The sequence below is a fragment of the Candidatus Skiveiella danica genome, assembly GCF_022705245.1.
Classification (GTDB): Bacteria; Pseudomonadota; Gammaproteobacteria; order Burkholderiales; family Burkholderiaceae_C; genus Skiveiella; species Skiveiella danica.
In genome coordinates, this window is the sequence record NZ_JAKJEW010000037.1 from 1 (window position 1) to 24,008 (window position 24,008).

Annotated in this window: 22 protein-coding genes; 11 read left to right on the forward strand and 11 right to left on the reverse strand. The window is 62.9% G+C overall.

Annotated features, from left to right (window positions below):
• The 6 genes from ubiB to ACMUOY_RS17120 form a co-directional block, all read right to left on the reverse strand.
• On the reverse strand, nt 1–1,555 hold a 1,555-nt coding region (gene ubiB, locus ACMUOY_RS17095; RefSeq protein ID WP_413893944.1), incomplete at its 3' end, for a ubiquinone biosynthesis regulatory protein kinase UbiB.
• Nucleotides 1,552–2,100 (reverse strand): hypothetical protein, encoded by a 549-nt coding sequence (locus ACMUOY_RS17100; RefSeq protein WP_413893945.1) that lies wholly within the window; start codon nt 2,098–2,100, stop codon nt 1,552–1,554. The genes ubiB and ACMUOY_RS17100, both read right to left, overlap by 4 nt.
• A 46-nt stretch (nt 2,101–2,146) precedes the next feature.
• A complete protein-coding gene (locus tag ACMUOY_RS17105) occupies nt 2,147–3,127 on the reverse strand; it encodes a Tim44 domain-containing protein (RefSeq protein ID WP_413893946.1) in 981 nt (326 codons plus the stop codon).
• A 28-nt stretch (nt 3,128–3,155) separates the two neighbouring features.
• Nucleotides 3,156–3,887 carry a class I SAM-dependent methyltransferase gene (gene ubiE, locus ACMUOY_RS17110; protein WP_413893947.1) on the reverse strand — a complete coding sequence of 244 codons (732 nt, stop codon included), beginning with the start codon at nt 3,885–3,887 and terminating at the stop codon, nt 3,156–3,158.
• A 147-nt stretch (nt 3,888–4,034) separates the two neighbouring features.
• Nucleotides 4,035–4,448: a gamma-butyrobetaine hydroxylase-like domain-containing protein gene (locus ACMUOY_RS17115; protein WP_413893948.1), complete on the reverse strand. Its 414-nt coding sequence runs from the start codon at nt 4,446–4,448 to the stop codon at nt 4,035–4,037.
• A gap of 45 nt (nt 4,449–4,493) precedes the next feature.
• Nucleotides 4,494–8,387 (reverse strand): DUF3683 domain-containing protein, encoded by a 3,894-nt coding sequence (locus tag ACMUOY_RS17120; protein ID WP_413893949.1) that lies wholly within the window; start codon nt 8,385–8,387, stop codon nt 4,494–4,496.
• Between the two features lie 212 nt (nt 8,388–8,599).
• Between ACMUOY_RS17120 and ugpB the strand changes: the two genes are divergently transcribed.
• The 5 genes from ugpB (at nt 8,600) to ugpQ (ending at nt 13,545) form a co-directional block, all read left to right on the forward strand.
• Nucleotides 8,600–9,910: a sn-glycerol-3-phosphate ABC transporter substrate-binding protein UgpB gene (gene ugpB, locus ACMUOY_RS17125; RefSeq protein WP_413893950.1), complete on the forward strand. Its 1,311-nt coding sequence runs from the start codon at nt 8,600–8,602 to the stop codon at nt 9,908–9,910.
• A gap of 15 nt (nt 9,911–9,925) precedes the next feature.
• Nucleotides 9,926–10,807: a sn-glycerol-3-phosphate ABC transporter permease UgpA gene (gene ugpA / locus ACMUOY_RS17130; protein WP_413893951.1), complete on the forward strand. Its 882-nt coding sequence runs from the start codon at nt 9,926–9,928 to the stop codon at nt 10,805–10,807.
• Nucleotides 10,808–10,877: 70 nt separating this feature from the next.
• Nucleotides 10,878–11,729: a sn-glycerol-3-phosphate ABC transporter permease UgpE gene (ugpE, locus tag ACMUOY_RS17135; RefSeq protein ID WP_413893952.1), complete on the forward strand. Its 852-nt coding sequence runs from the start codon at nt 10,878–10,880 to the stop codon at nt 11,727–11,729.
• Nucleotides 11,729–12,754: a sn-glycerol-3-phosphate ABC transporter ATP-binding protein UgpC gene (gene ugpC / locus ACMUOY_RS17140; protein ID WP_413893953.1), complete on the forward strand. Its 1,026-nt coding sequence runs from the start codon at nt 11,729–11,731 to the stop codon at nt 12,752–12,754. The genes ugpE and ugpC overlap by 1 nt, the downstream gene beginning before the upstream one ends.
• Entirely contained in the window at nt 12,751–13,545 is a 795-nt protein-coding gene (gene ugpQ, locus ACMUOY_RS17145) for a glycerophosphodiester phosphodiesterase (RefSeq protein ID WP_413893954.1), read from the forward strand. Before ugpC ends, ugpQ begins: the two co-directional genes overlap by 4 nt.
• A 28-nt stretch (nt 13,546–13,573) precedes the next feature.
• Here the strand turns inward: ugpQ and ACMUOY_RS17150 are convergent, their stop codons facing one another.
• Entirely contained in the window at nt 13,574–13,852 is a 279-nt protein-coding gene (locus ACMUOY_RS17150) for a hypothetical protein (RefSeq protein WP_413893955.1), read from the reverse strand.
• Nucleotides 13,853–13,932: 80 nt separating this feature from the next.
• On the opposite strand from ACMUOY_RS17150, the gene hemA reads away from it, so the two are divergent.
• From hemA to grxD, 4 genes are all read left to right on the forward strand, one after another.
• Nucleotides 13,933–15,216: a glutamyl-tRNA reductase gene (gene hemA, locus ACMUOY_RS17155; RefSeq protein ID WP_413893956.1), complete on the forward strand. Its 1,284-nt coding sequence runs from the start codon at nt 13,933–13,935 to the stop codon at nt 15,214–15,216.
• 61 nt (nt 15,217–15,277) lie between these two features.
• On the forward strand, nt 15,278–16,366 hold the full coding sequence (gene prfA / locus ACMUOY_RS17160) for a peptide chain release factor 1 (RefSeq protein WP_413893957.1): 1,089 nt from the start codon (nt 15,278–15,280) through the stop codon (nt 16,364–16,366).
• Nucleotides 16,367–16,516: 150 nt separating this feature from the next.
• The gene (prmC, locus tag ACMUOY_RS17165) at nt 16,517–17,404 is read left to right on the forward strand and encodes a HemK/PrmC family methyltransferase (RefSeq protein ID WP_413893958.1); all 888 of its coding nucleotides are present in this window, start codon (nt 16,517–16,519) and stop codon (nt 17,402–17,404) included.
• A 231-nt stretch (nt 17,405–17,635) separates the two neighbouring features.
• Nucleotides 17,636–17,959, forward strand: coding sequence for a Grx4 family monothiol glutaredoxin (gene grxD / locus ACMUOY_RS17170; protein ID WP_413893959.1), 324 nt, complete (start codon nt 17,636–17,638; stop codon nt 17,957–17,959).
• 38 nt (nt 17,960–17,997) lie between these two features.
• Here the strand turns inward: grxD and ACMUOY_RS17175 are convergent, their stop codons facing one another.
• Together ACMUOY_RS17175 and ACMUOY_RS17180 are read right to left on the reverse strand one after the other, a co-directional pair.
• Complete coding sequence (locus tag ACMUOY_RS17175; protein ID WP_413893978.1) at nt 17,998–18,582, reverse strand: lytic transglycosylase domain-containing protein; 585 nt, start codon at nt 18,580–18,582, stop codon at nt 17,998–18,000.
• A gap of 98 nt (nt 18,583–18,680) precedes the next feature.
• Nucleotides 18,681–20,444, reverse strand: coding sequence for a proline--tRNA ligase (locus ACMUOY_RS17180; protein ID WP_413893960.1), 1,764 nt, complete (start codon nt 20,442–20,444; stop codon nt 18,681–18,683).
• A gap of 104 nt (nt 20,445–20,548) precedes the next feature.
• Between ACMUOY_RS17180 and ACMUOY_RS17185 the strand changes: the two genes are divergently transcribed.
• Both ACMUOY_RS17185 and ACMUOY_RS17190 read left to right on the forward strand, forming a co-directional pair.
• Nucleotides 20,549–21,202 carry an RNA pyrophosphohydrolase gene (locus ACMUOY_RS17185; RefSeq protein ID WP_413893961.1) on the forward strand — a complete coding sequence of 218 codons (654 nt, stop codon included), beginning with the start codon at nt 20,549–20,551 and terminating at the stop codon, nt 21,200–21,202.
• Nucleotides 21,189–21,692, forward strand: coding sequence for a CNP1-like family protein (locus tag ACMUOY_RS17190; protein WP_413893962.1), 504 nt, complete (start codon nt 21,189–21,191; stop codon nt 21,690–21,692). The genes ACMUOY_RS17185 and ACMUOY_RS17190 overlap by 14 nt, the downstream gene beginning before the upstream one ends.
• A gap of 18 nt (nt 21,693–21,710) precedes the next feature.
• Here ACMUOY_RS17190 and proB read toward each other — a convergent pair whose 3' ends face one another.
• Together proB and cgtA are read right to left on the reverse strand one after the other, a co-directional pair.
• Nucleotides 21,711–22,847 carry a glutamate 5-kinase gene (gene proB, locus ACMUOY_RS17195; protein WP_413893963.1) on the reverse strand — a complete coding sequence of 379 codons (1,137 nt, stop codon included), beginning with the start codon at nt 22,845–22,847 and terminating at the stop codon, nt 21,711–21,713.
• Nucleotides 22,848–22,913: 66 nt separating this feature from the next.
• Entirely contained in the window at nt 22,914–23,984 is a 1,071-nt protein-coding gene (cgtA, locus tag ACMUOY_RS17200; RefSeq protein WP_413893964.1) for an Obg family GTPase CgtA, read from the reverse strand.
• Nucleotides 23,985–24,008: the final 24 nt, after the last annotated feature.

The window sequence follows — 24,008 nt, forward strand, 5'->3', positions numbered from 1 at the left end:
GCACGCGCAGAATGACCTGCATGGCGATCAGACCTAAAGCAAAACCAATGCCGCCATAGATCAGACCTTGCAGCAGACGGTTGGTGCGGCGCTGTTCAGCGATCAGTTGCTCCAGTTCCCTGCGGTTGTCCGCCGGGTTTTGCTTCAGGTAATCGTGCAGCAAACGTGGCAGGTCCGGAAGGAGTTTGGCGTATCGCGGCGCCTGGTCCTTGAGTTCGTTGATCAGCTTCTGCGGCCCCATCTGTTCCATCATCCAAGTTTCGAGGAACGGTTTGGCGGTGTGCCAGAGATCGAGATCGGGATCGAGTTGGCGGCCCAGACCCTCGACATTGAGCAGGGTTTTCTTGAGCAGGACCAGCTGCGGCTGGATCTCGACGTCGAATCGGCGCGAGGCCTGGAAAAGGCGCATCAGCACCATGCCCAGCGAAATCTCCTTCAACGGGCGGTCGAAGTACGGTTCGCAGACGCTGCGGATGGCGGCCTCCATCTCGTCGACACGCGTGCTGGCAGGCACCCAGCCCGATTCGATGTGCAACTCCGCCACCCGTTTGTAATCGCGCCGAAAGAAGGCGGCGAAGTTCTGCGCAAGGTACTCCTTGTCGAACTCGGTCAGGGTGCCGACGATGCCGAAATCCAGCGCGATATAGCGCCCGAAGGTGTCGGGCGCCAGGCTGATCTGGATGTTGCCCGGATGCATATCGGCATGGAAGAACCCGTCACGAAAGACCTGCGTGAAGAAGATGGTCACACCATCTCGCGCCAGTTTGGGGATATCCACCCCAGCCGCCCGCAGGCGCTCGATCTGGTTGACCGGAACGCCCTTCATGCGCTCCATCACGATGACGTCTGACTGGCAATAGTCCCAGATCATCTCCGGGATCATCACCAGGTTCAGCCCCTCCATGTTGCGGCGCAACTGGGCGGCGCTGGACGCCTCGCGCACCAAGTCAAGCTCGTCATGCAGGTACTTGTCGAACTCCGCAACGACTTCCCTCGGCTTCAGACGGCGGGCGTCGGCACTCAGGCTCTCCACCCAGCCCGCCAGCATGCGCATGAGGCTGAGATCCTTTTCGATGACGGGCAGCATGTCGGGCCGCAGCACTTTTACCGCTACATCGCGCTCCTGGCCGTCACGGCCCTTCAGCGTGGCAAAGTGAACCTGCGCGATCGAGGCACTGGCCACAGGCTCGCGCTCGAAGCTGCTGAAGATCTCGCTCACCGGGCGGCCGAATGCGCGTTCGATCGAGGCGACCGCCACATCCGGGCTGAAGGGCGGCACACGGTCCTGCAGGCGCGCAAATTCGTCCGCGATATCTTGCGGCAGGAGATCGCGCCGGGTCGAAAGCACCTGTCCGAACTTGACGAAGATCGGACCCAGTCGCTCCAGCGCCTCGCGCATGCGCTGCCCGCGCGGCGCCTCCAGATTGCGCCCCACCGAGACGATGCGCGCGACCACCCGTAGCCAATGCCGGTCCAGGCTCGTGAGCAGCAGCTCATCCATCCCATAGCGCAGCGCGATCCAGACGATGTACGCGCCGCGAAACAGGCGACTCATGCGGGCGCCTTGTCCGCTGGTGGGCGCGGGCGGCCACGTACGAACTGCTGCAACGCCTGGGCAGCGTCTCGAGCGGCACGTGCCAATGCGTGCGCAGGGGCGTCACCGATCACCCTGGAAAGGTCTTCCTCGATATCCCAGCGCAGGTGATCCACCAGCCAGTTCACATCGGCGGCCAGTTGGACATCCCCTTCGACCCGAACCGCCGGGCGCTCGCCGCCAAGCACGGTCTGAACCAGCGCCAGCGGTGATTCTTCCGTGACGGTCAGAAGCAGGTCGGGCTTCGAGGTGCCAGCCTGGACGTCGAGCAGTCCCGCAGGGGTGGCCACGAAAGGCAGGGTGAATCCGCGCCATTGCATCCGCACGCTTCGGCCTTTGTGCCGCACGAGCCGTGCCTGGGCTTGCGGCTCCTGCATCAGGACATGATTGAGCAACAGAACCAGCCTTTGCTGGAGCTCATCCACGATCCAGGCCGGCGGCTGCAAGCCGGATCCGAGTTGCCCAAGGAGACCCGCCGCCAAAGAAAAAGGGGACTGTGTTGCCATAGTCCCCGATTATTCCCTGAATTGCGCAGGCCAGGCCCGCCAGGCGCTACTGGAGCGCCTGCACCCCGGCCACGAGCCAGCCACTGCCGCCGCTCCTGGACTTGGACATGTTCCAGACTTCCCGGAACGGGCTCGGACCGGCCGAGGGCTCTTCACGGATCATGCCGTTGAATTCCACACTGGCCAGATAGCTGTCGCCCAGATCTTCGATGCCGAGGAGCTGCGCGTCGAGCAGCACCACCTCGGTCTTGTTGACCTGACCCGATGCATGCGTTTCACGCTCGGCCAACTGCGACTTGATCTCAGACAACATGCCGTCGGTCATCATGGACCGCAAGCGCTCGATGTCCGAGCGGTCCCAGGCATCCTGCAAGGTCACGAAATTGCGCTTGGCCGAGGTCAGGAAGCCCTCGGCATCGAAGTCAGCAGGAATGCCCCAGCTCTGGGAGCCTCCCAATGCCGAACCGATCATGCTGCCGCCGGCAGGCTTGGCCGCGTCGAACGCCGTGGCGCTGCGCTCCCATGGCCGGGCCGAAGCATCGTTGCCCACATGATCGGGGCTGTACTGGCGGGGCAGCGTCGGCGCCGAACCTGCCCCTGCGGCTGCGCCCTCAAAGGCCAGCGGCCCGGCCGAAGAGGCGGTGGACGACTTGGAACGCGCGCGCATGACCATGCCGATCACCATCATCACCGCCAGAGCCAGAAGCCCGAACAGCAGGATCTGCCCCAGCGCACCGCCCATCCCAAGCGAACTCGCCAGCCAGGCCAGTCCCAGACCCGCGGCCAGCCCGCCCAGCATGGCGCCCCAGGGCTTCTTCGGCGCTGCCGCAGGTGCAGCCGGCGTGGCCGGCTTGGGCGCAGCAGCCGGCGCCGCCTGGGTGGGTGCTGCCGGTGCGGCGTTGCGCTGGGTCACGTTGCTGGACTGCTGCCCGACGGACTTGCCGCCGCCGAGACGTCGCGCCGCTTCGGCGTTCAGCGAACCGAGCACCAGGAAGGCAACCAGCATCAGTGAAAAGAGACGTTTCATGGTGTTTCCATTCGTGGATATAGATTGATCAGCACTTGATTCCAACATGCAAGGCCACGACCCCGCCGGTGAGGTTGTGGTAATCCACATGGCCAAAGCCAGTTTGTTTCATAAGGGCTTTCAGTTCGGCCTGGCCCGGATGCATGCGGATGGATTCGGCCAGGTAGCGGTAGCTGGCATCGTCACCGGCGACCAACTTGCCCAGCCGGGGCAGTATCTTGAAGGAATACCAGTCGTAGGCCTTTTCCAACGGCTGTGCCACTTTGGAAAACTCCAGCACCAGCAGCTTGCCTCCCGGCTTGAGGACGCGGCGCATTTCGGACAGCGCGAGGTCCTTGTGGGTCATGTTGCGCAGGCCGAACGCCACCGTGACCACGTCGAAATGGTCGCCCGGAAACGGCAGCCGTTCCGCGTCGCAGACCAGGGTCGGCAGGACGACGCCGGCATCAAGCAGACGGTCGCGGCCGGTGCGCAACATGGCCTCGTTGATGTCGGTATGCACCACGCAACCGGTCTTGCCAACCTTGCCGGCAAACGCCAGCGCCAGATCGCCCGTTCCGCCGGCGATGTCGAGCACCCGTTGACCCTCTTGCACGTTGGCCACAGTGACGGTGTAGGCCTTCCACAGACGATGCAGGCCCATCGACATGAGGTCGTTCATGACGTCATATCTGGAGGCCACGGAGTCGAACACCCCGCGCACATGCCGGGCTTTCTCGCTTTCGTCGACCGACTTGAAACCGAAATGCGTCGTACTCATGGGATGAATGCTAGTGATGAGGGCCCGGTCACGGGCTTCTGATTGCACCAAAACGGTGATTTTGTTGCATTTGCGACGAAATTATGCCAGTTCCCAGCGTCAACTGGACCAAGTAAGCTATGTTTTTTGTAGCAACCGCTGCTGGGCTCAGTGGCTGCCGCAGGCCGCACCGGCCTTGCCGGGCATCGGAGCATCGCGATCCACGCCCGCCGTCTCCAGCCGCGCGAGGTAGTCAGCCCAGAGCTGCTCCTGCTGCGACCCCAGGAAATAGAGGTAATCCCACGAAAAGATCCCGGTGTCATGGCCATCGGAAAAGGCCGGCTGGACCGCGTAATTGCCAATCGGCTCCAGACCCGTGAGCGTGACCTCGCGCTTGCCAGTCTGAAGCACTTCCTGACCCGGCCCGTGCCCTTGGACGTCGGCCGAAGGCGAATACACCCGCATCAGCTCGAACGGAATGCGAAAGCTGGCGCCGTCGGAAAAACGGACCTCCAGCACCCTGGATTGGCTATGAACCGTCAGATCGACGGGAATGGGGGAACCTGCCTGCAATCCTGCCATGAACACGTCCTTCAAGGAATCAATTCGGGAAAGCCCCGCGAGCCATCAGACTAGCACACGCTCGATCCCGCCGGCGTTGGCCTGGGCCACGTATTCGGGAAGCCATTTCGCGCCCAGGATCTGGATGGCCATCTCGACCACAATGTAATCGGCCTCCAGCAAGCCGTTCTGCAGGTCATTGCCATAGCGGGTCAACCCCTGGAGGCAGCTCGGGCAGCTGGTCAGGATCTTGACATTGTCCTTTTCACCCAGTTTGCCACTTGCGCGCAAGACGGCTTCGCCCTTGCGGATTTCTTCTTCCTTGCGAAAACGCACCTGGGTCGAAATGTCGGGGCGGGTCACACCCAGCGTGCCCGATTCCCCGCAGCAGCGCTCGTTCTTCAGAACGTTGTCGCCCGAACTACCGGCCAGCAGCGTCTTGACCGTCTTCATCGAATCACCCAGCTTCATCGGGTTGTGACAAGGCTCGTGGTATAGGAATGCGCCCTGCGCACCGGTAAGCTTGATGTCTTTTTCCAGCAGGTATTCGTGGATGTCGATGATCCGGCAGCCGGGAAAGATCTTGTCGAACTCATAGCCTTGCAACTGGTCGTAGCAAGTGCCGCAGCTGACGACCACGGTCTTGATGTCCAGATAGTTCAGCGTGTTGGCCACGCGATGGAACAGAACCCGGTTGTCGGTGATGATCTTCTCGGCCTTGTCGAAGTCGCCCGAGCCGCGTTGCGGGTAGCCGCAGCAGAGGTATCCGGGTGGCAGCACCGTCTGCACGCCCGCATGCCACAGCATGGCCTGCGTCGCCAGCCCGACCTGGCTGAAGAGCCGCTCGGATCCGCAGCCGGGGAAATAGAACACCGCCTCGGACTCCGGGCTGGTCGCTTTCGGGTTCCGGATGATCGGAACATAGTCCTTGTCCTCGATGTCCAGCAGTGCCCGCGCCGTCTTCTTGGGCAGGCCACCCGGCATCTTCTTGTTGATGAAGTGGATCACCTGCTCTTTGGCGGGAGGCTTGCCCACTGTCGACGGGGGCCTGGCCGTCTGTTTCCTCGCTGCCACGCGCAGCACCTGATTGGCCAGGCGCTGGGCCCGAAACGCCACGCCGGTCATGACCGAGCGCACCAGCTTGATGGTCTCCGGCCGCGTGGCGCCCAGGAAGAACATCGCCGCCGCACTGCCGGGCCTGAAGGACTTCTGGCCCATCTTGCGCAGCAGGTTGCGCATGTTCATCGAGACTTCGCCAAAGTCGATCTTGACCGGACAGGGCGACAGGCACTTGTGGCAGACGGTGCAATGGTCGGCCACATCCTCGAACTCCTGCCAGTGTTTGATCGAAATGCCCCGGCGCGTCTGCTCCTCGTACAGAAACGCCTCGACCAGCAGCGACGTCGCCAGGATCTTGTTGCGGGGGCTGTAGAGCAGGTTGGCGCGTGGCACGTGCGTGGCACACACCGGCTTGCACTTGCCGCAGCGCAGGCAGTCCTTGACGCTGTCGGCGATCGCGCCGATGTCCGATTGCTGCATGATCAGCGACTCGTGGCCCATGAGCCCGAAGCTGGGGGTGTACGCGTGCTCCAGATCGGCCGAATACACCGGTGCGCCGGGCTGGCCGGAGACTGGTTCGCGCAGCAGCTTGCCCTTGTTGAAACGGCCTTGCGGGTCCACGCGGCGCTTGTAGTCGGTGAACGGTTGCAGCTCGGCGTCAGTCAGGAACTCCAGCTTGGTGATGCCAATGCCGTGCTCGCCTGAGATCACGCCGTCCAGGCTGCGCGCCAGCACCATGATGCGCTTCACTGCGCCGTGTGCTGTCTGCAGCATTTCATAGTTGTCGCTGTTGACCGGGATGTTGGTATGTACATTGCCATCGCCGGCATGCATGTGCAAGGCCACCCACACCCGCCCCTTGAGCACCCTTTGATGCATCCCGGTGCACGCATCCATGATCGGCTGGAAAGCCGCGCCGGTAAAGATCGTCGCCAGCGGGTCGCGAATCTGGGTCTTCCAGCTCGCACGCAGGGTGTGGTCCTGGAGCTGAGGAAACAGCGTCGCCACATCTTGCAGCCACCCCTGCCAGAGCGCGCGAACGTCCTGTACCACCTCCAGCGCCTGCGCCACACGGTCTTCCAGCAATTCGGCCGAGGCAATCCCGGCGGCATCGTCCTGCTGGCCCAAAGGAAGATCACCACGACTGAAAAAAGCGGCCAGTTCATCGCACAGGGCAATCTTGTTGCGCAGGCTCAGCTCGATGTTGATGCGCTCGATACCGTCGGTGTACTCGGCCATGCGCGGCAGCGGGATCACCACGTCCTCATTGATCTTGAAGGCGTTGGTGTGCCTGCTGATGGCGGCGGTGCGCTTGCGATCCAGCCAGAATTTCTTGCGCGCTTCGGGGCTGACGGCGATGAACCCTTCGCCTGCGCGCGAATTGGCGATACGAACCACCTCGCTGGTGGCGCGGGCCACGGCATCGGCATCATCGCCAGCAATGTCGCCGAAGAGCACCATCTTGGGCAGGCCGCCGCGCTTGCTCTTGGTGGCGTAACCGACGGCCTTCAGATAGCGATCGTCGAGATGCTCCAGCCCGGCCAGCAGCGTGCCCGTGCACTTTTGCTCCCCGAACATGAAATCCTTGATCTCGACGATGCTCGGAACGGCGTCCCTGGCATTGCCGAAAAACTCAAGGCACACGGTGCGGGTGTACGACGGCATGCGGTGCACCACCCAGCGCGCGCTGGTGATCAGGCCGTCGCAGCCCTCTTTCTGGATGCCTGGCAGGCCGGCCAGGAATTTGTCGGTCACGTCCTTGCCCAGGCCTTCCTTGCGAAAGGTGCTGCCGGGAATATCCAGCCGCTCGGTGTTGAGTAATTTCTTGCCGCTGGCGTCAAAGGTCCTGAGTTCGAAGCTGGCCACCTCGACATCGTGGATCTTGCCCAGGTTGTGGTTCAGGCGTGTGACCTCCAGCCATTGCGCCTCGGGCGTCACCATGCGCCAGCTGGCCAGGTTGTCCAGCGCGGTGCCCCACAGCACGGCCTTCTTGCCGCCGGCGTTCATCGCGATGTTGCCGCCGATGCATGAAGCTTCAGCGGACGTCGGATCCACGGCAAATACATAACCGCCACGCTCGGCCGCATCGGCCACGCGCTGGGTCACGACCCCGGCTTCGGTCCAGACCGTGGCCACCGGCTGACCGAGGCCGGGCAGCGAAACCATCTCGACCTCGGTCATGGCTTCGAGCTTTTCGGTGTTGATGACCGCCGACTTCCAGGTCAGCGGGATGGCGCCCCCGGTATAGCCGGTGCCGCCGCCCCTTGGCACGATCGTCAGGCCGAGCTCGATGCATCCCTTGACCAAGCCCGCCATTTCGGCCTCGGTATCGGGCGTGAGCACCACGAACGGGTACTCCACGCGCCAGTCGGTCGCGTCGGTCACATGGCTCACGCGCGAGAGGCCGTCAAACTTGATGTTGTCCTTTGCGGTCAGGCGGCCCAGGATGCGCTGGGCCTGCTTGCGCAGGGTGGCCACCCCCTCAAAAGCGGCATCGAAGGCGCCGACCGCCTGCGTCGCGGCCTGCAGCAGTTCGGCCACGAGGGCATCGCGCTCACGATCGACGTCCGGCGTCCGGCGCTTTTCCACCTCACCCAAGCGATGGTGCAGCGCCTCGACCAGCGCCCTGCGCCGCGTCGGGTTGTCCAGCAGGTCATCCTGCAGGTAGGGATTGCGCTGAACCACCCAGATATCACCGAGCACCTCGTACAGCATGCGGGCCGAACGCCCGGTGCGCCGTTCTTCCCTCAGGCGGTTCAGCAAGTCCCACGCCCGGCTTCCGAGCAGGCGGATGACGATTTCCCGATCGGAGAACGAGGTGTAGTTGTAGGGAATCTCGCGCAGGCGCGGCGCTTCTTCAGCGGCGGCGGCGAGGTGGTGGAGCGGGATGGGAGCGTTCATCGATTAGGGGGCAACTCACAGCCTGAACCTTGCAAAAACGTGACGCCTCGGCTGAGCCGGAATGTTACCGCAGTGCAGCAATCACGCGCCTGGGGTGGGGAAACCCTGCGGCAGACCTCATGGAAACCCTGCTTGCCAGTCCCCGGGCACGCGGTTGTAATGAAATTGACACGGCGATAATGCAATCTGCGCCCATATCCAGGAGATGTTCAATGAATAAGATCAGTTTCACCGCCGTAGCCCTTGCGACGGCTTTGGTAATGCCCGCACAGGCACAGACGGAAATCCAGTGGTGGCACTCGATGACAGCCGTCAATGGTGAATGGGTCAACGACCTGGCCAAGGATTTCAACGCCAGTCAGACCAAATACAAGATCGTGCCGGTCTACAAGGGGCAATATCCGGAATCGATGACAGCAGCCGTCGCCGCTTTCCGCGCCGGCAACGCGCCGCACATCCTGCAGGTATTCGAAGTCGGCACCGCCACCATGATGGCCAGCAAGGGCGCGATCGTCCCTGTGGCGCAGATCATGAAGGACGCAGGTTTCAAGTTTGACCCTGGCGCTTACATTTCGGCTGTCGCCGGCTATTACACGGCGCCCAACGGCCAGATGTTGAGCTTCCCCTTCAACAGCTCGACGACCGTCTTCTACTACAACAAAGATGCGTTCAAGGCGGCCGGGCTGGACCCTGAAAAAGCCCCCAGCAGCTGGCCTGAAGTCGCGCTGGCGGCTGCAAAACTCAAGGCCAACGGTCACAAGTGCCCCCTCACGATTGGCTGGCAGGGCTGGACCCAGCTGGAAAGCTTCTCCGCCTGGCACAACGTTGAATTTGCCACCAAGAGCAACGGCCTCGCCGGCCTGGATGCACGTATGAAGGTCAACTCCCCCCTGCACGTGCGCCATATCGACAACCTGGCCAACATGTCCAAGCACGGCTTGTTCGTCTACAAGGGTCGCAACAACCTCGCCGAGCCCACCTTTGTTTCCGGCGAGTGCGCGATGATCACCACATCCTCGGGTTTCTACGGCAACGTCAAGAAGAACGCCAAATTCGCGTTCGGCCTGGCGCCCCTGCCCTACTACCCGGATGTGCCGGGCGCGCCGCAGAACACCGTGATTGGTGGTGCCAGCCTATGGGTCATGGCGGGCAAGAAGCCTGAAGAATACAAGGGTGTCGCGGCGTTCTTCAACTACGTCTCCAGCCCCGAAGTTCAGTCGGCCAGCCACAAGCGCACGGGCTACCTGCCCGTCACCACTGCGGCCTTTCAGCTCACCGAGAAGTCCGGCTTCTACAAGGAAAACCCGGGCACGGACGTCGCGCCGAACCAAATGATTCGCAAAGTTACTGACAAATCACGCGGCATCCGGCTGGGTAACTATGTCCAGATTCGGACCATCGAAGACGAAGAACTTGAACAGGTCTGGGGTGGCAAGAAGTCGGCCCAGGAGGCGCTGGATTCCATTGTGAAACGCGGCAACGAACTATTGGAGCGTTTCGAGAAGGACAACAAGAAAGGCTGACAAGAAGCACATCTTGTGGAAAAACGGGTCGTCTTCCGGTCGGCGTGGCTGCCCTGGGTGCTGATGGCGCCTCAGCTGGCGGTCATTGGCGTCTTCTTCTTCTGGCCCGCGGCACAGGCCCTGCTTCAGTCCCTACAACGGGCTGATGCCTTCGGCATGTCAGTCGATTGGGTTGGACTGGAGAACTTTCGCAACCTGTGGAAGGACGAAACCTATCTGGCTTCGTTTTACACCACGGCCATATTTTCGATCTCGGTCGCGGTGGCGGGCATCAGTATTTCGCTGATTCTGGCCGTCTTCGCTGACCGCATTGTCAAGGGCGCGCTGGCTTACAAGACACTGCTCATATGGCCTTATGCCGTGGCGCCCGCTGTGGCTGGTGTCCTGTGGCTTTTTATGTTTGCCCCGAGTGTCGGCGTGGTGGCCTATGCCCTGGACGTCATGGGGTTCAAATGGAACCATCTGCTGAATGGCACCCACGCGATGACGCTGGTGGTCATGGCGGCGGTGTGGAAGCAGATCTCCTATAACTTCCTGTTCTTCCTGGCCGGCCTGCAAAGCATTCCGAAGTCCTTGCTGGAAGCTGCAGCCATCGACGGCGCCCGTCCGTGGCGCCGCTTCTGGACCATCGTGTTCCCGCTGCTGTCGCCCACCACATTCTTCCTGCTGGTCATCAACATCGTCTACGCCTTTTTTGACACCTTTGCCATCATTGATGCAGCCACCTCGGGCGGGCCCGGCAAGGACACGGCCATCCTGGTCTACAAGGTGTACTACGATGGGTTCAAGGCGATGGATCAAGGCGGTTCAGCCGCACAGTCCGTCGTACTGATGGTGATCGTGGTGGCGCTGACTGTGGTGCAGTTCCGGTTCGTCGAGAAGAAAGTGAACTATTGACCATGACCAACCTGCACCTTCGTGAATCAAAGGGACCCGGCGCGTTGGCAGTGCTTCGGGTCATCCTCCCATGATCGAGCGGCGCCCCCTGCTTAACGTATTTTCCCACGTCGTGCTCATTCTGGGCGTGCTGGTGGTGGCCTTTCCCCTGTACCTGACATTCGTGGCGTCGACCCAGACGTCCGAAGCCATCGTGCAGACACCCATGCCCATGCTGCCGGGCAGCCACCTAATCGAGAACTACACCGCCGCCTGGAACGGAACGGGGGGCGGTTCCGGCGCCAAGGCACCGGTCGGACGCATGATGATGGTGAGCCTTATTTCGGCGCTCATCATTTCCATTGGCAAGATTGCGATTTCCCTGTTGTCCGCCTTCGCGATCGTCTATTTCCGGTTCCCTTTTCGCATGTTCTTCTTCTGGGCGATCTTTGTCACGCTGATGTTGCCCGTAGAAGTGCGAATCGGGCCAACCTACAAGGTCGTTTCGGATCTGGGCATGCTCAACAGCTACGCGGGCCTGACGGTTCCCCTGATTGCATCGGCCACCGCCACCTTTCTGTTCCGGCAGTTCTTTCTGACTGTGCCCGAGGAACTCGTCGAGGCGGCACGCATGGACGGCGCGGGCCCGATGCGGTTCTTCAAGGATATCCTCGTCCCGCTGTCCAAGACCTCCATTGCGGCGCTGTTCGTGATTCAGTTCATCTACGGCTGGAACCAGTACCTGTGGCCGCTGCTGGTGACCACCAACGAGGACATGTACCCGGTGGTCATCGGGATCAAACGGATGATCTCGGGCGGCGACTCGGACATGCAATGGAATGTCGTCATGGCCACGGCCGTCCTTGCCATGCTGCCACCGGCGATCGTGGTCATGCTCATGCAGAAATGGTTTGTCAAGGGTCTGGTGGATACGGAAAAATAATGGCCTCTATAACCCTCAGGAACGTTGTCAAGCGCTACGGCGCCGGCAAGACCGTCAACAAAGTCATTCACGACATCAGCGCCAACATCACCGACGGGGAGTTCGTCGTCATCGTCGGTCCGTCCGGCTGCGGAAAATCGACCTTGTTGCGCATGGTGGCCGGACTGGAGGAGATCAGCGAGGGCGAAATCTCGATTGGCCCGCGTGTTGTGAACAACCTTGAGCCGGCCGAGCGCGATATCGCGATGGTGTTCCAGAACTACGCGCTGTACCCGCACATGAGCGTGTTCGACAACATGGCCTATGGTCTGAAGATCGCCAAGGTGCCCATGGGCGAAATCAAGACGCGGGTCGACAAAGCCGCCAAGATCCTGGAGATCGGATCCTTTCTGACCCGCAAACCCCGTGAGCTTTCCGGCGGCCAGCGCCAACGCGTGGCCATGGGCCGTGCCATCGTGCGCCAGCCGCAGGTGTTCCTGTTCGATGAACCGCTGTCAAACCTGGACGCCAAGCTTCGCGCGCAAACCCGCCTGGAGATCCAGAAGCTGCATCGTGAACTGGGCATCACCTCGCTGTTCGTGACCCACGACCAGGTGGAGGCCATGACCCTGGCGCAGCGCATGATCGTCATGAATGCGGGCAGGATGGAGCAGTTCGACACGCCGGAGAACGTCTACAACCATCCTGCATCGGCCTTCGTGGCCAGTTTCATCGGATCGCCTCCGATGAACCTCCTGAAAAAGGGCCCCAACGCCGCCCATGGCGGGCCGCCAGACGCCATTCTCGGAATTCGCCCGGAACACCTGACCTTGGGAACCGACGGCTGGCCGGTACAGGTCGAGACCGTCGAACTGCTTGGCGCCGAACGTTTGGTCCATGCACGCCTTGGTGACGAGTTGCTGACCATCCGCACCGACGAGGCCACCCCCGCACCGCCCGTTGCCGGCATAGCCCATGTGCTGCCGCATCCCGGGCGATTGCACTGGTTCGATGCCAGCACCGGTCGCCGCCTGGATGTCACATGAGTGCCGGGGTCTCCCCCACGACCCAGGAAGACCGGCCGCCGTGGCCCTATCCGCGTTGGATTGCACACCGCGGCGCCGGAAAACTGGCGCCTGAGAACACCTTGGCCGCTTTTCGGCTGGGCGCGCAGCACGGCTTTCGGATGTTCGAGTGCGATGTCAAACTCAGCGCCGACGGCGTGCCGTTCCTGATGCACGATGCCACCCTGGCCCGTACGACCCGCGCGCCCGCCGCGCTGAACGCCGGCGGCGTCGCTGGTGCTCACCCCTGGAGCGTGCTGTCGCAACTCGACGCCGGTAGCTGGCATTCACGCGCTTACGCCGGCGAGCCCCTGCCGACTCTGGACAACATTGCGCAGTTCTGCCTGCGCAACGGCCATTGCCTGAACATCGAGATCAAACCAACCCCTGGCATGGAAGAACGCACCGGCCAGGTGGTCGCGGCCCATGCAGAGCGACTGTGGAAAGGTGCAGCGATTGCGCCGCTGCTGACCTCGTTTCAGCCGGACGCGCTGCGCGCCGCGCAGAACGAGGCGCCGGCATTGCCACGTGGGCTCCTGCTGGACACCTTGTGGTCCGGCTGGCTCGAAACCGCGTTGACACTGGACTGCATAGCCGTGGTCTGCAACCAGGATTTGTGGGATGGGTCGAGCGTGACCCAGGCGCGCAGCGCCGGTCTGCGGCTGCTCGCCTACACCGTGAACGACGAATGGGCCGCGCAGCGCCTGACCGCCCTGGGCATCGACGGGATCATCACCGACCGGGTAGACCTGTTTGCACCCGCAGCCGGTTGAGGCCGCGCGCCATGGCGGGAAGACGGCCCTATTTCCGCCAGCCGCCCGCCTGCCACCACTCGCTGCTGGCGGTTGCCAAGGTCAGGGCGGCATACGCGAGCATCTTGCCATCGCGCCCGAACAATACCAACGCCAACGCCAGCGCAAGGGACCCCGCTACAAAGTTGAAGGCGCACTGGTGCCAGAAGGCAACCGAACGGTTCGAACGGGTGATCAGAAGCCGGCTCGCAGCGGTCAGCAGCACCGCAACGCCCAACGCGGGCGCAAAGAAGTTCAGCAGGTGCAGGATGAAATCGAATGTACCCATGGGAAGCCGGGGGGCTCCGAAAAAGGAAGAGGCCCAAAGGGCGTTTAGGACTTTGACCAAGTCAATTTTATAATCGGCCGATGGCAGTTTGGGCTTTAGGCATCAATCACACAACCGCGCCGCTGGATCTGCGCGGCCGTTTTGCCTTTGCCATCGACCAGATCGCGCCCACACTGCAGGCTTTGCGACAGTCCTTTTCGCACCATCCTGAAGCCGCCATCATCTCCACCTGCAACCGCACCGAGATCTATTGCGCAGGCGAGGCGCACCAGCCCGACCATACGCTGGACTGGCTGGCCCATTGCGGCGGCGTCTCCCCCGCCGTGCTGCGGTCCCACATCTACACGCTGGAAGATTCGCAGGCGGCGCGCCACGCCTTTCGTGTGGCCAGCGGGCTCGACTCGATGGTACTGGGCGAACCTCAGATCCTGGGCCAGATGAAGGACGCCGTGCGCGCCGCCGAAGATGCGGGCGCACTGGGGACCACGCTGAACCAGATGTTCCAGCGAAGCTTTGCGGTGGCCAAGGAAGTGCGCACCTCGACCGAGATCGGCGCGCATTCGATCAGCATGGCGGCCGCCGCGGTGCGCCTGGCCGGTCAGTTGTTCGAAGACCTGGGCTCGGTCCGGGTGCTGTTCGTCGGTGCCGGCGAGATGATCGAGCTGGCGGCGACCCACTTTGCCGCGAAGAACCCCAAGTCCATCGCTATCGCCAACCGAACGCTGGAGCGTGGCGAGAAGCTGGCCGTGCGCTTTGGCGGCGAGGTCATGCGCCTGGCCGACCTGCCGGAGCGCCTGCATGAATTCGATGCTGTGGTCAGTTGCACCGCCAGCACCCTGCCCATCATCGGCCTGGGCGCGGTGGAGCGCGCGCTCAAGAAGCGCCGGCACCGCCCGATGTTCATGGTGGATCTGGCGGTGCCACGCGACATCGAGCCAGAAGTCAAGGCACTGGAGGACATCTACCTCTACACCGTGGACGATCTGGCCAGCGTGGTGCAGACGGCGCAAGCCAACCGGCAGGCCGCCGTGGCGCAGGCCGAGGCGATCATCGACGCGGGCGTGCTAAGTTTCATGCACTGGATGGTGCAACGCGACCCGGTGCATGGCGTGGTGCCGCTGATCCAGCAGCTCAACGCGCAGGCCGACGAATGGCGCGCAGCCGAGATCGCCCGCGCGCGCAAACGTCTGGCCAAGGGCGAGGATCTGGACGCGGTGCTGGAAGCCCTCTCCCGCGGCCTGACCCAGAAGATGCTGCACGGAGCGATGGCCGAACTGCATTCCGGCGACCCTGCCCACCGGGAGCAGACCACGCAGGCCATCAGCCGCCTGTTCTTGCGTTCTCAAGGCAACAATCGGCACTAGCCCAGCGCCAGCTGGTCTCATTCAGCTACGTTTACTGTAGCGAAATTTCCCTTTTCCCCGCATGAAACCTTTCCTCAGAAGCCAGTTGGAGCGTTACGCGCAGCGCCACGGCGAGCTCGACTTCCTTCTTTCGCGTGAGGACATCATGTCCGACATGAGCCAGTTCCTGAAGCTCTCGCGCGAACATGCCGAAGTGACGGTGATCGCGGGGCGCTATGCCCGGCTGTTGCAGCGCGAAGCCGACCTGGCCGCCGCGCGCGAGATGCTGGCCGAACCCGACATGGCGGACATGGCGCAGGAGGAAATCGCCAGCGCCGAGGCCGAACTGAGCCAACTCGACGCCGAGTTGCAGCGCCTGCTTCTGCCGCGCGATCCCGACGACAAGCGCAACGCCTTTCTTGAGATCCGCGCTGGCACCGGCGGCGACGAATCCGCCCTGTTTGCCGCCGACCTGCTGCGCATGTACACCCGCTACGCCGAACGCCAGGGCTGGAGAACCGAAATCATCAGCGAATCGCCGAGCGAACTCGGTGGCTACAAGGAGGTGGTGATCCGGATTGAAGGTGAAGGCGCCTATGGTCAGCTGCGTTTTGAGTCGGGTGGTCACCGCGTGCAGCGCGTGCCGGCCACCGAGACCCAGGGCCGCATCCACACCAGCGCCTGCACCGTGGCGGTGCTGGCAGAACCCGACGAGCAGGAAGCCGTCAAGATCAACCCTGCGGACCTGCGCATCGACACCTTCCGCGCCAGCGGCGCCGGTGGCCAGCACATCAACAAGACCGACTCGGCCGTGCGCATCACGCACCTGCCCACCGGCATCGTGGCCGAATGCCAGGATGGACGCAGCCAGCACAGCAACAAGGCCCAGGCCTTGCGGGTGCTGACCGCGCGCATCCAGGAAAAAGACCGCTCCGAGCGCGCTGCCAAGGACGCTGCCGAGCGCAAGGGCCTGATCGGCAGCGGCGACCGCAGCGACCGCATCCGCACCTACAACTTTCCGCAGGGGCGCCTGACCGACCACCGGATCAATCTGACCCTGTACAAGCTCCAGTTCATCATGGATGGCGATCTGGGCGAAGTCGTGACGGCGCTGCGCGCCGAGCGCGAGGCCGAGCAGCTGGCGGAACTTGAGGTCGGCGCGGGCGGCTGAGCCCGCATGGACCCGGTAATCTGAGTCCAAACAACAGCGACCCAGAGCCAGGCAGTCGTAATTTGCTATGTTAATGGAAGCATATGTCGCCCATCTACTGCAACTTGCCGCGCCGGCCGCCTTCACCGATGGGCTCCTGACCACCCCGCCATGACGACCCATCCTCCAGCCACTCTTGCCCAAGCGTTGGCGAACGCCCAGACCGGCGGGCTGGCACGTCTGGACGCGCAGATGCTCCTGTTGCACGCCCTGGACCGCCCCCCCCATGACCGTGCCTGGCTGCTGACCCACGACACCGACCCGCTGGATGGCGCGACCGCCCGGCGCTTCACCACGCTGGTCCAGCGCCGGCAGGCCGGCGAACCGCTGGCCTACCTGACCGGTGTGAAGGAGTTCCACGGACTGTCTTTGCAGGTGGACAGGCGGGTACTGGACCCGCGGCCCGACACCGAGACCCTCGTGCAATGGGCGATCGATGCGCTCGACTTGCAGGCTTCGGCTCCGGCGCCTGCAGGCGCGCAACCCCACCGACGGGTCATCGACCTTGGCACCGGCAGCGGCGCCATCGCGCTGGCTGTGAAACACGCCCGCCGGGAAGCTGAGGTCATGGCCGTCGACGTCAGCGCCGATGCGCTGGCCGTGGCTTCAGCCAATGCCAAGCGCCTGGGACTGGCGGTGCATTTCCTGCAGGGTTCTTGGCTTCAAAGTGTGAGCGGGCGCTTCGATGTGATTGCCTCGAACCCGCCCTACGTCGCGGCAGGCGACCCCCATCTCGCCGCCCTGACCCACGAGCCGCTTCAGGCCCTGGTCAGCGGACCGGACGGCCTGGACGACATCCGCCGGATCCTTCAGCAGGCGCCAGATCACCTGAATCCCGGCGGTTGGTTGCTGCTGGAGCACGGTTGGGATCAGGCTGCTTCGGTGCGCAAGCTGTTAGGCCGTGCGGGCTTCGAAAAGGTCCAAAGCCGGCTCGACCTCGCCGGGATCGAGCGCTGCAGCGGTGGGCAATGGTCCCCCGGCACCACCGCCGGTGCGTGAAGAAGGCCCAGGCTGGCGACGCCCCGCCTGTGGCGCGCCTGATTCGGAAAGCAACGCCCTGCTGCCCAGTGTCAAATGGCCGCAACCCGCTATCGATTCAGGACTTCTTGGGCCAGTACCCGGCCTGCTTTATCGGAGACCCCGCGACCGGCGGGTTCAAGACGAGGTGGCCGGGGCAACGGGGGCCACTTGATGCGAAAATCGCCCGATTGCATTCACAGGAGCGACGAGATGAGCGACACCCAACAACGCATTGATAGCCTGGTGAAATCCAGCGACGTGGTCCTGTTCATGAAAGGCAGCGCCAGTTTCCCGATGTGCGGCTTTTCCGGCCGCGCGATCCAGATCCTCAAGGCCTGCGGCGTCGACCCGAAATCGGTCACGACCGTAAATGTTCTCGACGACGACGCCATCCGCCAGGGCATCAAGGAGTACAGCAACTGGCCCACGATCCCCCAACTCTACGTCAAGGGCGAATTCATCGGTGGCTCGGACATCATGATGGAGATGTACGAATCGGGAGAACTGATGCAGGTGCTGGGCACCACCAGCTGACCCCCCTCCGCCCGATGGCGATTGCGCCACACGGGCGGTCACAGGCCGCTGTACAACCAGTTCTTCTGCGCGGCGAAAACCGCGTCCGGGTAGGCAGCCTTTCCGCGCGAGCCGTTGTAGCGCCCCAACGCCAGGAAGAGGTCACCCCGTTCGCGGTCAAGGTAGTGGCGAAGAATCACGCAGCCGAAGCGCAGGTTGGTCTGCATGTGAAACAACCGCGCAGCGTCCCCGTCGCCGATGACGCGTGTCCAGAACGGCATGACCTGCATGTAGCCGCGCGCGCCAACCGGGCTGACTGCATACTTGCGGAACGCGCTTTCAACCTGGATCAGGCCCAGCACCAGCGACACATCGAGACCGGCGCGCCGGCTCTCGTACCAGGCCGTCTGCAGGAATTCCCGTCGGGTGTCGAAGTCCGGCTTGCTGCGGCGCAGCCGGAAGATCATGGTGCCCATCCACCGCAGGTATTTCAGGCGCGCTTCGGTGTCGGCAAACTCCGGAATCGGCGGCGCGTGATTCGCGATGGCGGCACTCAAGGCCGAGCGCACCGAATCGACCAGGGGTTCCTCGATCTGCCCGCCCGCCCAGGCCGAGCCTGACGCACAGAGCGCCACCAGACTCATCGGCGCTGAAGCCAACCAGATTCGTCGCGTCATCGTGGCCGGCTCGGCCCGGAGTCTTGCCGCAGCCGTGTCCGGTTGCAAGCCGTCCGGCGAACGCGTCACAGCGTGGGCAAGGCCGCTATGGCCAGGCGGCCCGTGACGAAAGCAAACACATCGGACACCGCCACCTTGGTGGGTACAGAGTCGCGCCGGTGCTGGTACTCCAGTTGGCCGTCCTTCAGGCCCCGGTCGGAAATCACGACCCGGTGCGGCACCCCGATCAGTTCCCAGTCGGCAAACATGGCACCGGGACGCTCGCCGCGGTCGTCCAGCAGCACATCGACGCCGTTGTCGCGCAACTGGTCGTGCAGCTTTTCGGCGGCGGCCTTGACGTCTGCGCTGCGGTCCATGCCAATCGGGCAGATCACCACCGCAAACGGCGCGATCGCGTCGGGCCAGATGATGCCACGCTCGTCGTGGTTCTGTTCGATGGCAGCGGCCGGCAGGCGGGTGATCCCGATGCCGTAACAACCCATCTCGAAGAACGCGGGCTTTCCATCCTCGCCCAGGAAGGTGGCGTTCATCGCCCGGCTGTACTTGGTGCCGAGGTAGAACACGTGGCCCACTTCAATGCCGCGTTCGATGGCCAGCACCCCTTTTCCGTCTGGCGAAGCATCGCCTTCGGCCACGTTGCGAAGATCCGCAACAAGCTCAGGTTCAGGAAGGTCGCGGCCCCAGTTGACACCGGTGAGGTGGAAATCCACCTCATTGGCGCCACAGATCCAGTCGGCCATGACGGCCACTTCCCGGTCCGCGACGACCGTGACCGGCTGTTTCAGCCCGATCGGGCCCAGATAGCCTGCTTTGCAGCCGAAATGCGCTTCGATCTCTGCGCCTGTGGCAAAGCGGAAGCCGCCATCCAGCCCCGCAACCTTGCTCACCTTGACCTCGTTCATGTCATGGTCGCCGCGCAACAGCAGCAGCCAGATCCGGGTTTTGACGATTTCCCCGGCAACGCCCAATTCCTCGGTTGCCAGCACCAGCGATTTCACGGTGCTCACCAGCGGCACACCCAACAGCAAAGCGACGTCGGCGCAGGTGCTTTTGCCTGGCGTCGGCGTACGGCTCAGGGCCTGCACCGCGGCAGGGCGGGGGCCGGCAGGCGCCAGCGCTTCGGCTTTTTCAAGGTTGGCGGCGTAGTCGCTGGACGGGCAGTAGACGATCGCGTCCTCGCCCGTGGCGGCAATCACCTGGAACTCCTCGCTCAGGTCACCACCGATGGCGCCGCTGTCGGCCGCCACGGCGCGATAGGTCAGGCCAAAGCGGTCAAAGATCCGACGGTAGGCCGTTGCCATGACCTGGTAGCTGGCCTTGGCGGCCGCCTGGTCCCAGTCGAAACTGTAGGCATCCTTCATGATGAACTCGCGACCCCGCATCAGACCGAAGCGCGGCCGGCGCTCATCGCGAAACTTGGTCTGGATCTGGTACAGGTTTCTCGGCAACTGCTTGTAACTACGCAGGTCCTGGCGCGCAATATCGGTGATGACTTCTTCGCTGGTCGGCTGAACCACGAAGTCACGGCCATGGCGGTCCTGTATGCGCAACAGTTCCGGCCCCATCTTGTCGAAGCGGCCAGTTTCCTGCCACAGCTCGGCAGGCTGGACCACCGGCATCGTCAATTCCACTGCGCCGGCCCGGTTCATCTCCTCCCTCACGATCGCCTCGACCTTGTGGATGACCCGTAGTCCTAGCGGCATGTAGCTATAGATGCCGGCGCCGAGTTTCTTGATCATGCCGGCGCGCGTCATGAGCTGATGACTGACCACTTCAGCGTCAGCCGGTGCTTCGCGAAGGGTGGAAATGTAGAACTGGCTGGCTTTCATGGAGGCTCTGGCTGGCTAGTTGCCCGGTGTGGCAAGGGTTGGTCCCCTTGATACGCCTGGCACGCTGTGCATAATGGACTCAGTTTAAAAATTGGAATTTGATTATGCTTGACCGGGAAGGCTTTCGGCCTAACGTCGGCATCATCCTGCTCAACCAGAAGAATCAGGTGTTCTGGGGCAAGCGCATCCGCACCCACAGCTGGCAGTTTCCGCAAGGCGGCATTGATCGTGGCGAAACCCCCGAACAAGCCATGTACCGCGAACTGCACGAGGAAGTGGGGCTCCAGCCGGAGCATGTGCGGGTTGTCGCCCGCACCCGCGACTGGTTGCGCTACGAGGTGCCTGACCGGTATATCCGGCGCGATGCCAGAGGCTTCTACAAAGGCCAGAAGCAGATCTGGTATCTGTTGCAACTGCTCGGTCAGGACTGGCACCTGAACCTGCGCGCGACCAACCACCCGGAATTCGACGCCTGGCGGTGGAACGACTATTGGGTTCCATTGGATGCCGTGGTGGAGTTCAAACGCGGCGTCTACGAGATGGCACTCACCGAACTCGCGCGCTTCCTGCCTCGCCACGAGTACCGCAATCGTTACCTTCGCGGAGGCATGCGTCAACGCGACCCGGAGCAGGGTGCCGGTCACCAGGCCCTGCCGGCAGTCGTCTTCGAACTGCCGCCTGGCGCAACCTTCGAGCCGGACCCGATGACCGACCCCTCTTTTCTTCCGCCGGACGATGCCAGCCATGCAAGCACGTAGCCACGCAATGTGCCTGACGTTGCTGCTGTGCAGTGGACTTGCCACGGCGCAGCTGCTTCCGGATAGTCCGGATTGGCGCGAAAGCGAAGTGCCACCGCCGCCCGCATTCGACGTGAAGCGCCTGATCCGCGTGCCTGGTCCGGACGGCTCGTCGTTGAAGTACGGTATCGATCCGGCCACGCTGTCCGTCACACCCGAGGGGGTTGTTCGCTACGTCATCGTGGCCAGCAGCGCCAATGGCGGTCAGAACGTGATGTACGAAGGGATCCGCTGCAGTGCTGGGCAGCATCGAGTCTATGCCCGTCACAACGCCACGGGCGGATGGTCCGTCTTGAGTGGCAGTGAATGGCAGCCGATGTACGGCTCCGCCGCATCCCGCCATGCGCTGGCCTTGTCCCTGGCCGGGGTCTGCAAGGACCGTGCGGTCAACCGTTCAGCCAGCAACATCGTGCGCACCCTGAAGTCCGAGCAGCCTGGCGGCTTCGACTGACGAGTGCAATCGCCGCACTCAGCGCGCGAGCACCAGGTTGTCCCGGTGGACCATTTCCGGCTCCGCTGCGTAGCCCAGCAGCGCTTCAAACTCACTCGAAGGCTTGCGGCACAGCAGCCGGGCTTCGGCGCTGGCGTAGTTGGCCAGACCACGCGCGATTTCCTGTCCGGACGAATCCCGCACGGCAATCACATCGCCCCGCGCGAAATCCCCGCTCACGGAAGTCATTCCAATCGGCAGCAGGCTCTTGCCTTCCTGCAGCAGTTTGCGTGAAGCACCATCGTCGACGCTCACCGAACCCCGGAGCTGCAGATGGTCGGCCATCCATTGTTTGCGGGCCTGCTGCTTCTGCGTTCGTGCCGTGAGGAGGGTTCCAATGGCTTCGCCCTGGGAAAGACGGATCAGCACACCGGGCTCGCGGCCCCAAGCGATGACCGTGGACGCGCCCGAACCCGCCGCCCGCTTCGCCGCGAGAATCTTGGTGATCATGCCCCCCCGACCGATGCTGGAGCCTGCACCGCCGGCCATAACTTCGAGGGTCGGGTCGCCGGCACGGGCTTCATTGACAAACGTAGCCGAGGGATCCGTGCGCGGGTCGGCGGTGTAAAGCCCCTTCTGATCGGTCAGGATGATCAGCGCATCCGCTTCAACCAGGTTCGCCACCAGGGCGCCCAAGGTGTCGTTGTCGCCGAACTTGATCTCGTCGTTGACAACGGTGTCGTTCTCATTGATGACCGGCAACACCCGCAATTTCAGAAGCGTCAGCAGGGTCGAGCGCGCATTCAGGTAGCGCTCGCGATCCGCCAGGTCGGCGTGCGTCAGCAGAATTTGGGCACTTCCCATCCCGTTTTCACGCAGCTTGGTTTCGTACATCTGCGCCAGGCCCATCTGACCCACGGCCGCTGCAGCCTGCAGTTCATGGACTTCACGGGGCCGCGTGTTCCAACCGAGCCGCTTCATGCCTTCGGCGATTGCGCCGCTCGAAACCATCACCACCTCGCGACCATCACGCGCAAGCGCGGCAAGCTGGCGACACCATTCCCCGATCGCTACTTCATCGAGTCCGCGCCCTTCATTGGTCACGAGACTTGACCCGACCTTCACCACGATGCGCTGGGCATCCAGCAATACTCTTGAAGCAGATTCTTGAATCATCTAAAGCCATTCCCAGCGTCAAACGGTCTAGTAACGCTACGACAAACGTAGCGCCCGGCTACATCGTCAGTCTGTTTGCCCACCGGTGAATCGCGGATCCACCTCCAGTGAAGGCTGCTCCTGCACCTGCTGCGCCTTGATATGCTGATAGACAGCCTTGACCAGTTGCTCGCAACCCTCGTGGGTGAGCGCCGATATCTCAAAGACCGGCCCCTTGTAGCGGAACCGCCGGATGAAGTCCTTGACGCGCCTCGCCCGGGCATCGGCGTCGATCATGTCCAGTTTGTTCAGCACGAGCCAACGCGGCTTGGCGTAGAGCTTGGGATCGTATTTCTTGAGTTCGGCCGCGATGGCGCGCGCTTGCACAACCGGGTCGACACTTTCGTCAAAAGGTGCCATGTCAACGATGTGCAGCAGCAGGCGCGTACGCTGAAGGTGCCGCAGAAAGAGGTGACCCAATCCGGCACCCTCTGAGGCACCTTCAATCAGCCCCGGCACATCCGCCACCACGAAACTCTGCTCAGGGCCCACGCGAACCACGCCCAGATTCGGATGCAAGGTTGTGAAGGGGTAATCCGCGATCTTGGGGCGGGCATTCGAGATGGCGGAAATCAGCGTCGATTTCCCCGCGTTCGGCATGCCCAGCAGGCCCACGTCGGCCAGCACCTTGAGCTCGAGCTTGAGGTTCTTTCGCTCGCCCGGCCAACCGGGCGTCTTCTGGCGCGGCGCGCGGTTGATCGCACTTTTGTAGCGCATGTTGCCAAAACCGCCGTCGCCGCCTTTGGCGATCATGATCTGCTCGCCGGGCGTCAGCAACTCATAGAGCACTTCGCCGGTTTCAGCGTCGGTGATGATGGTGCCCACCGGCATCCGCAGCGTGATGTCATCTCCGGCCGCTCCGAACATGTCGGAGCCCATGCCATGCTGCCCGCGCTTGGCTTCATGGCGACGGGAAAAGCGGAAATCAACCAAGGTGTTCAGGCTGGGATCGGCCACGGCAAATACATGTCCGCCACGCCCCCCATCGCCTCCATTGGGGCCGCCGAACTCCTTGTATTTTTCATGCCTGAACGAAACGCAGCCTGCGCCGCCATCGCCAGCGACGATGTCAATATAGGCTTCATCAACGAATTTCATCAGGTATCCAGTTTATACAGACCG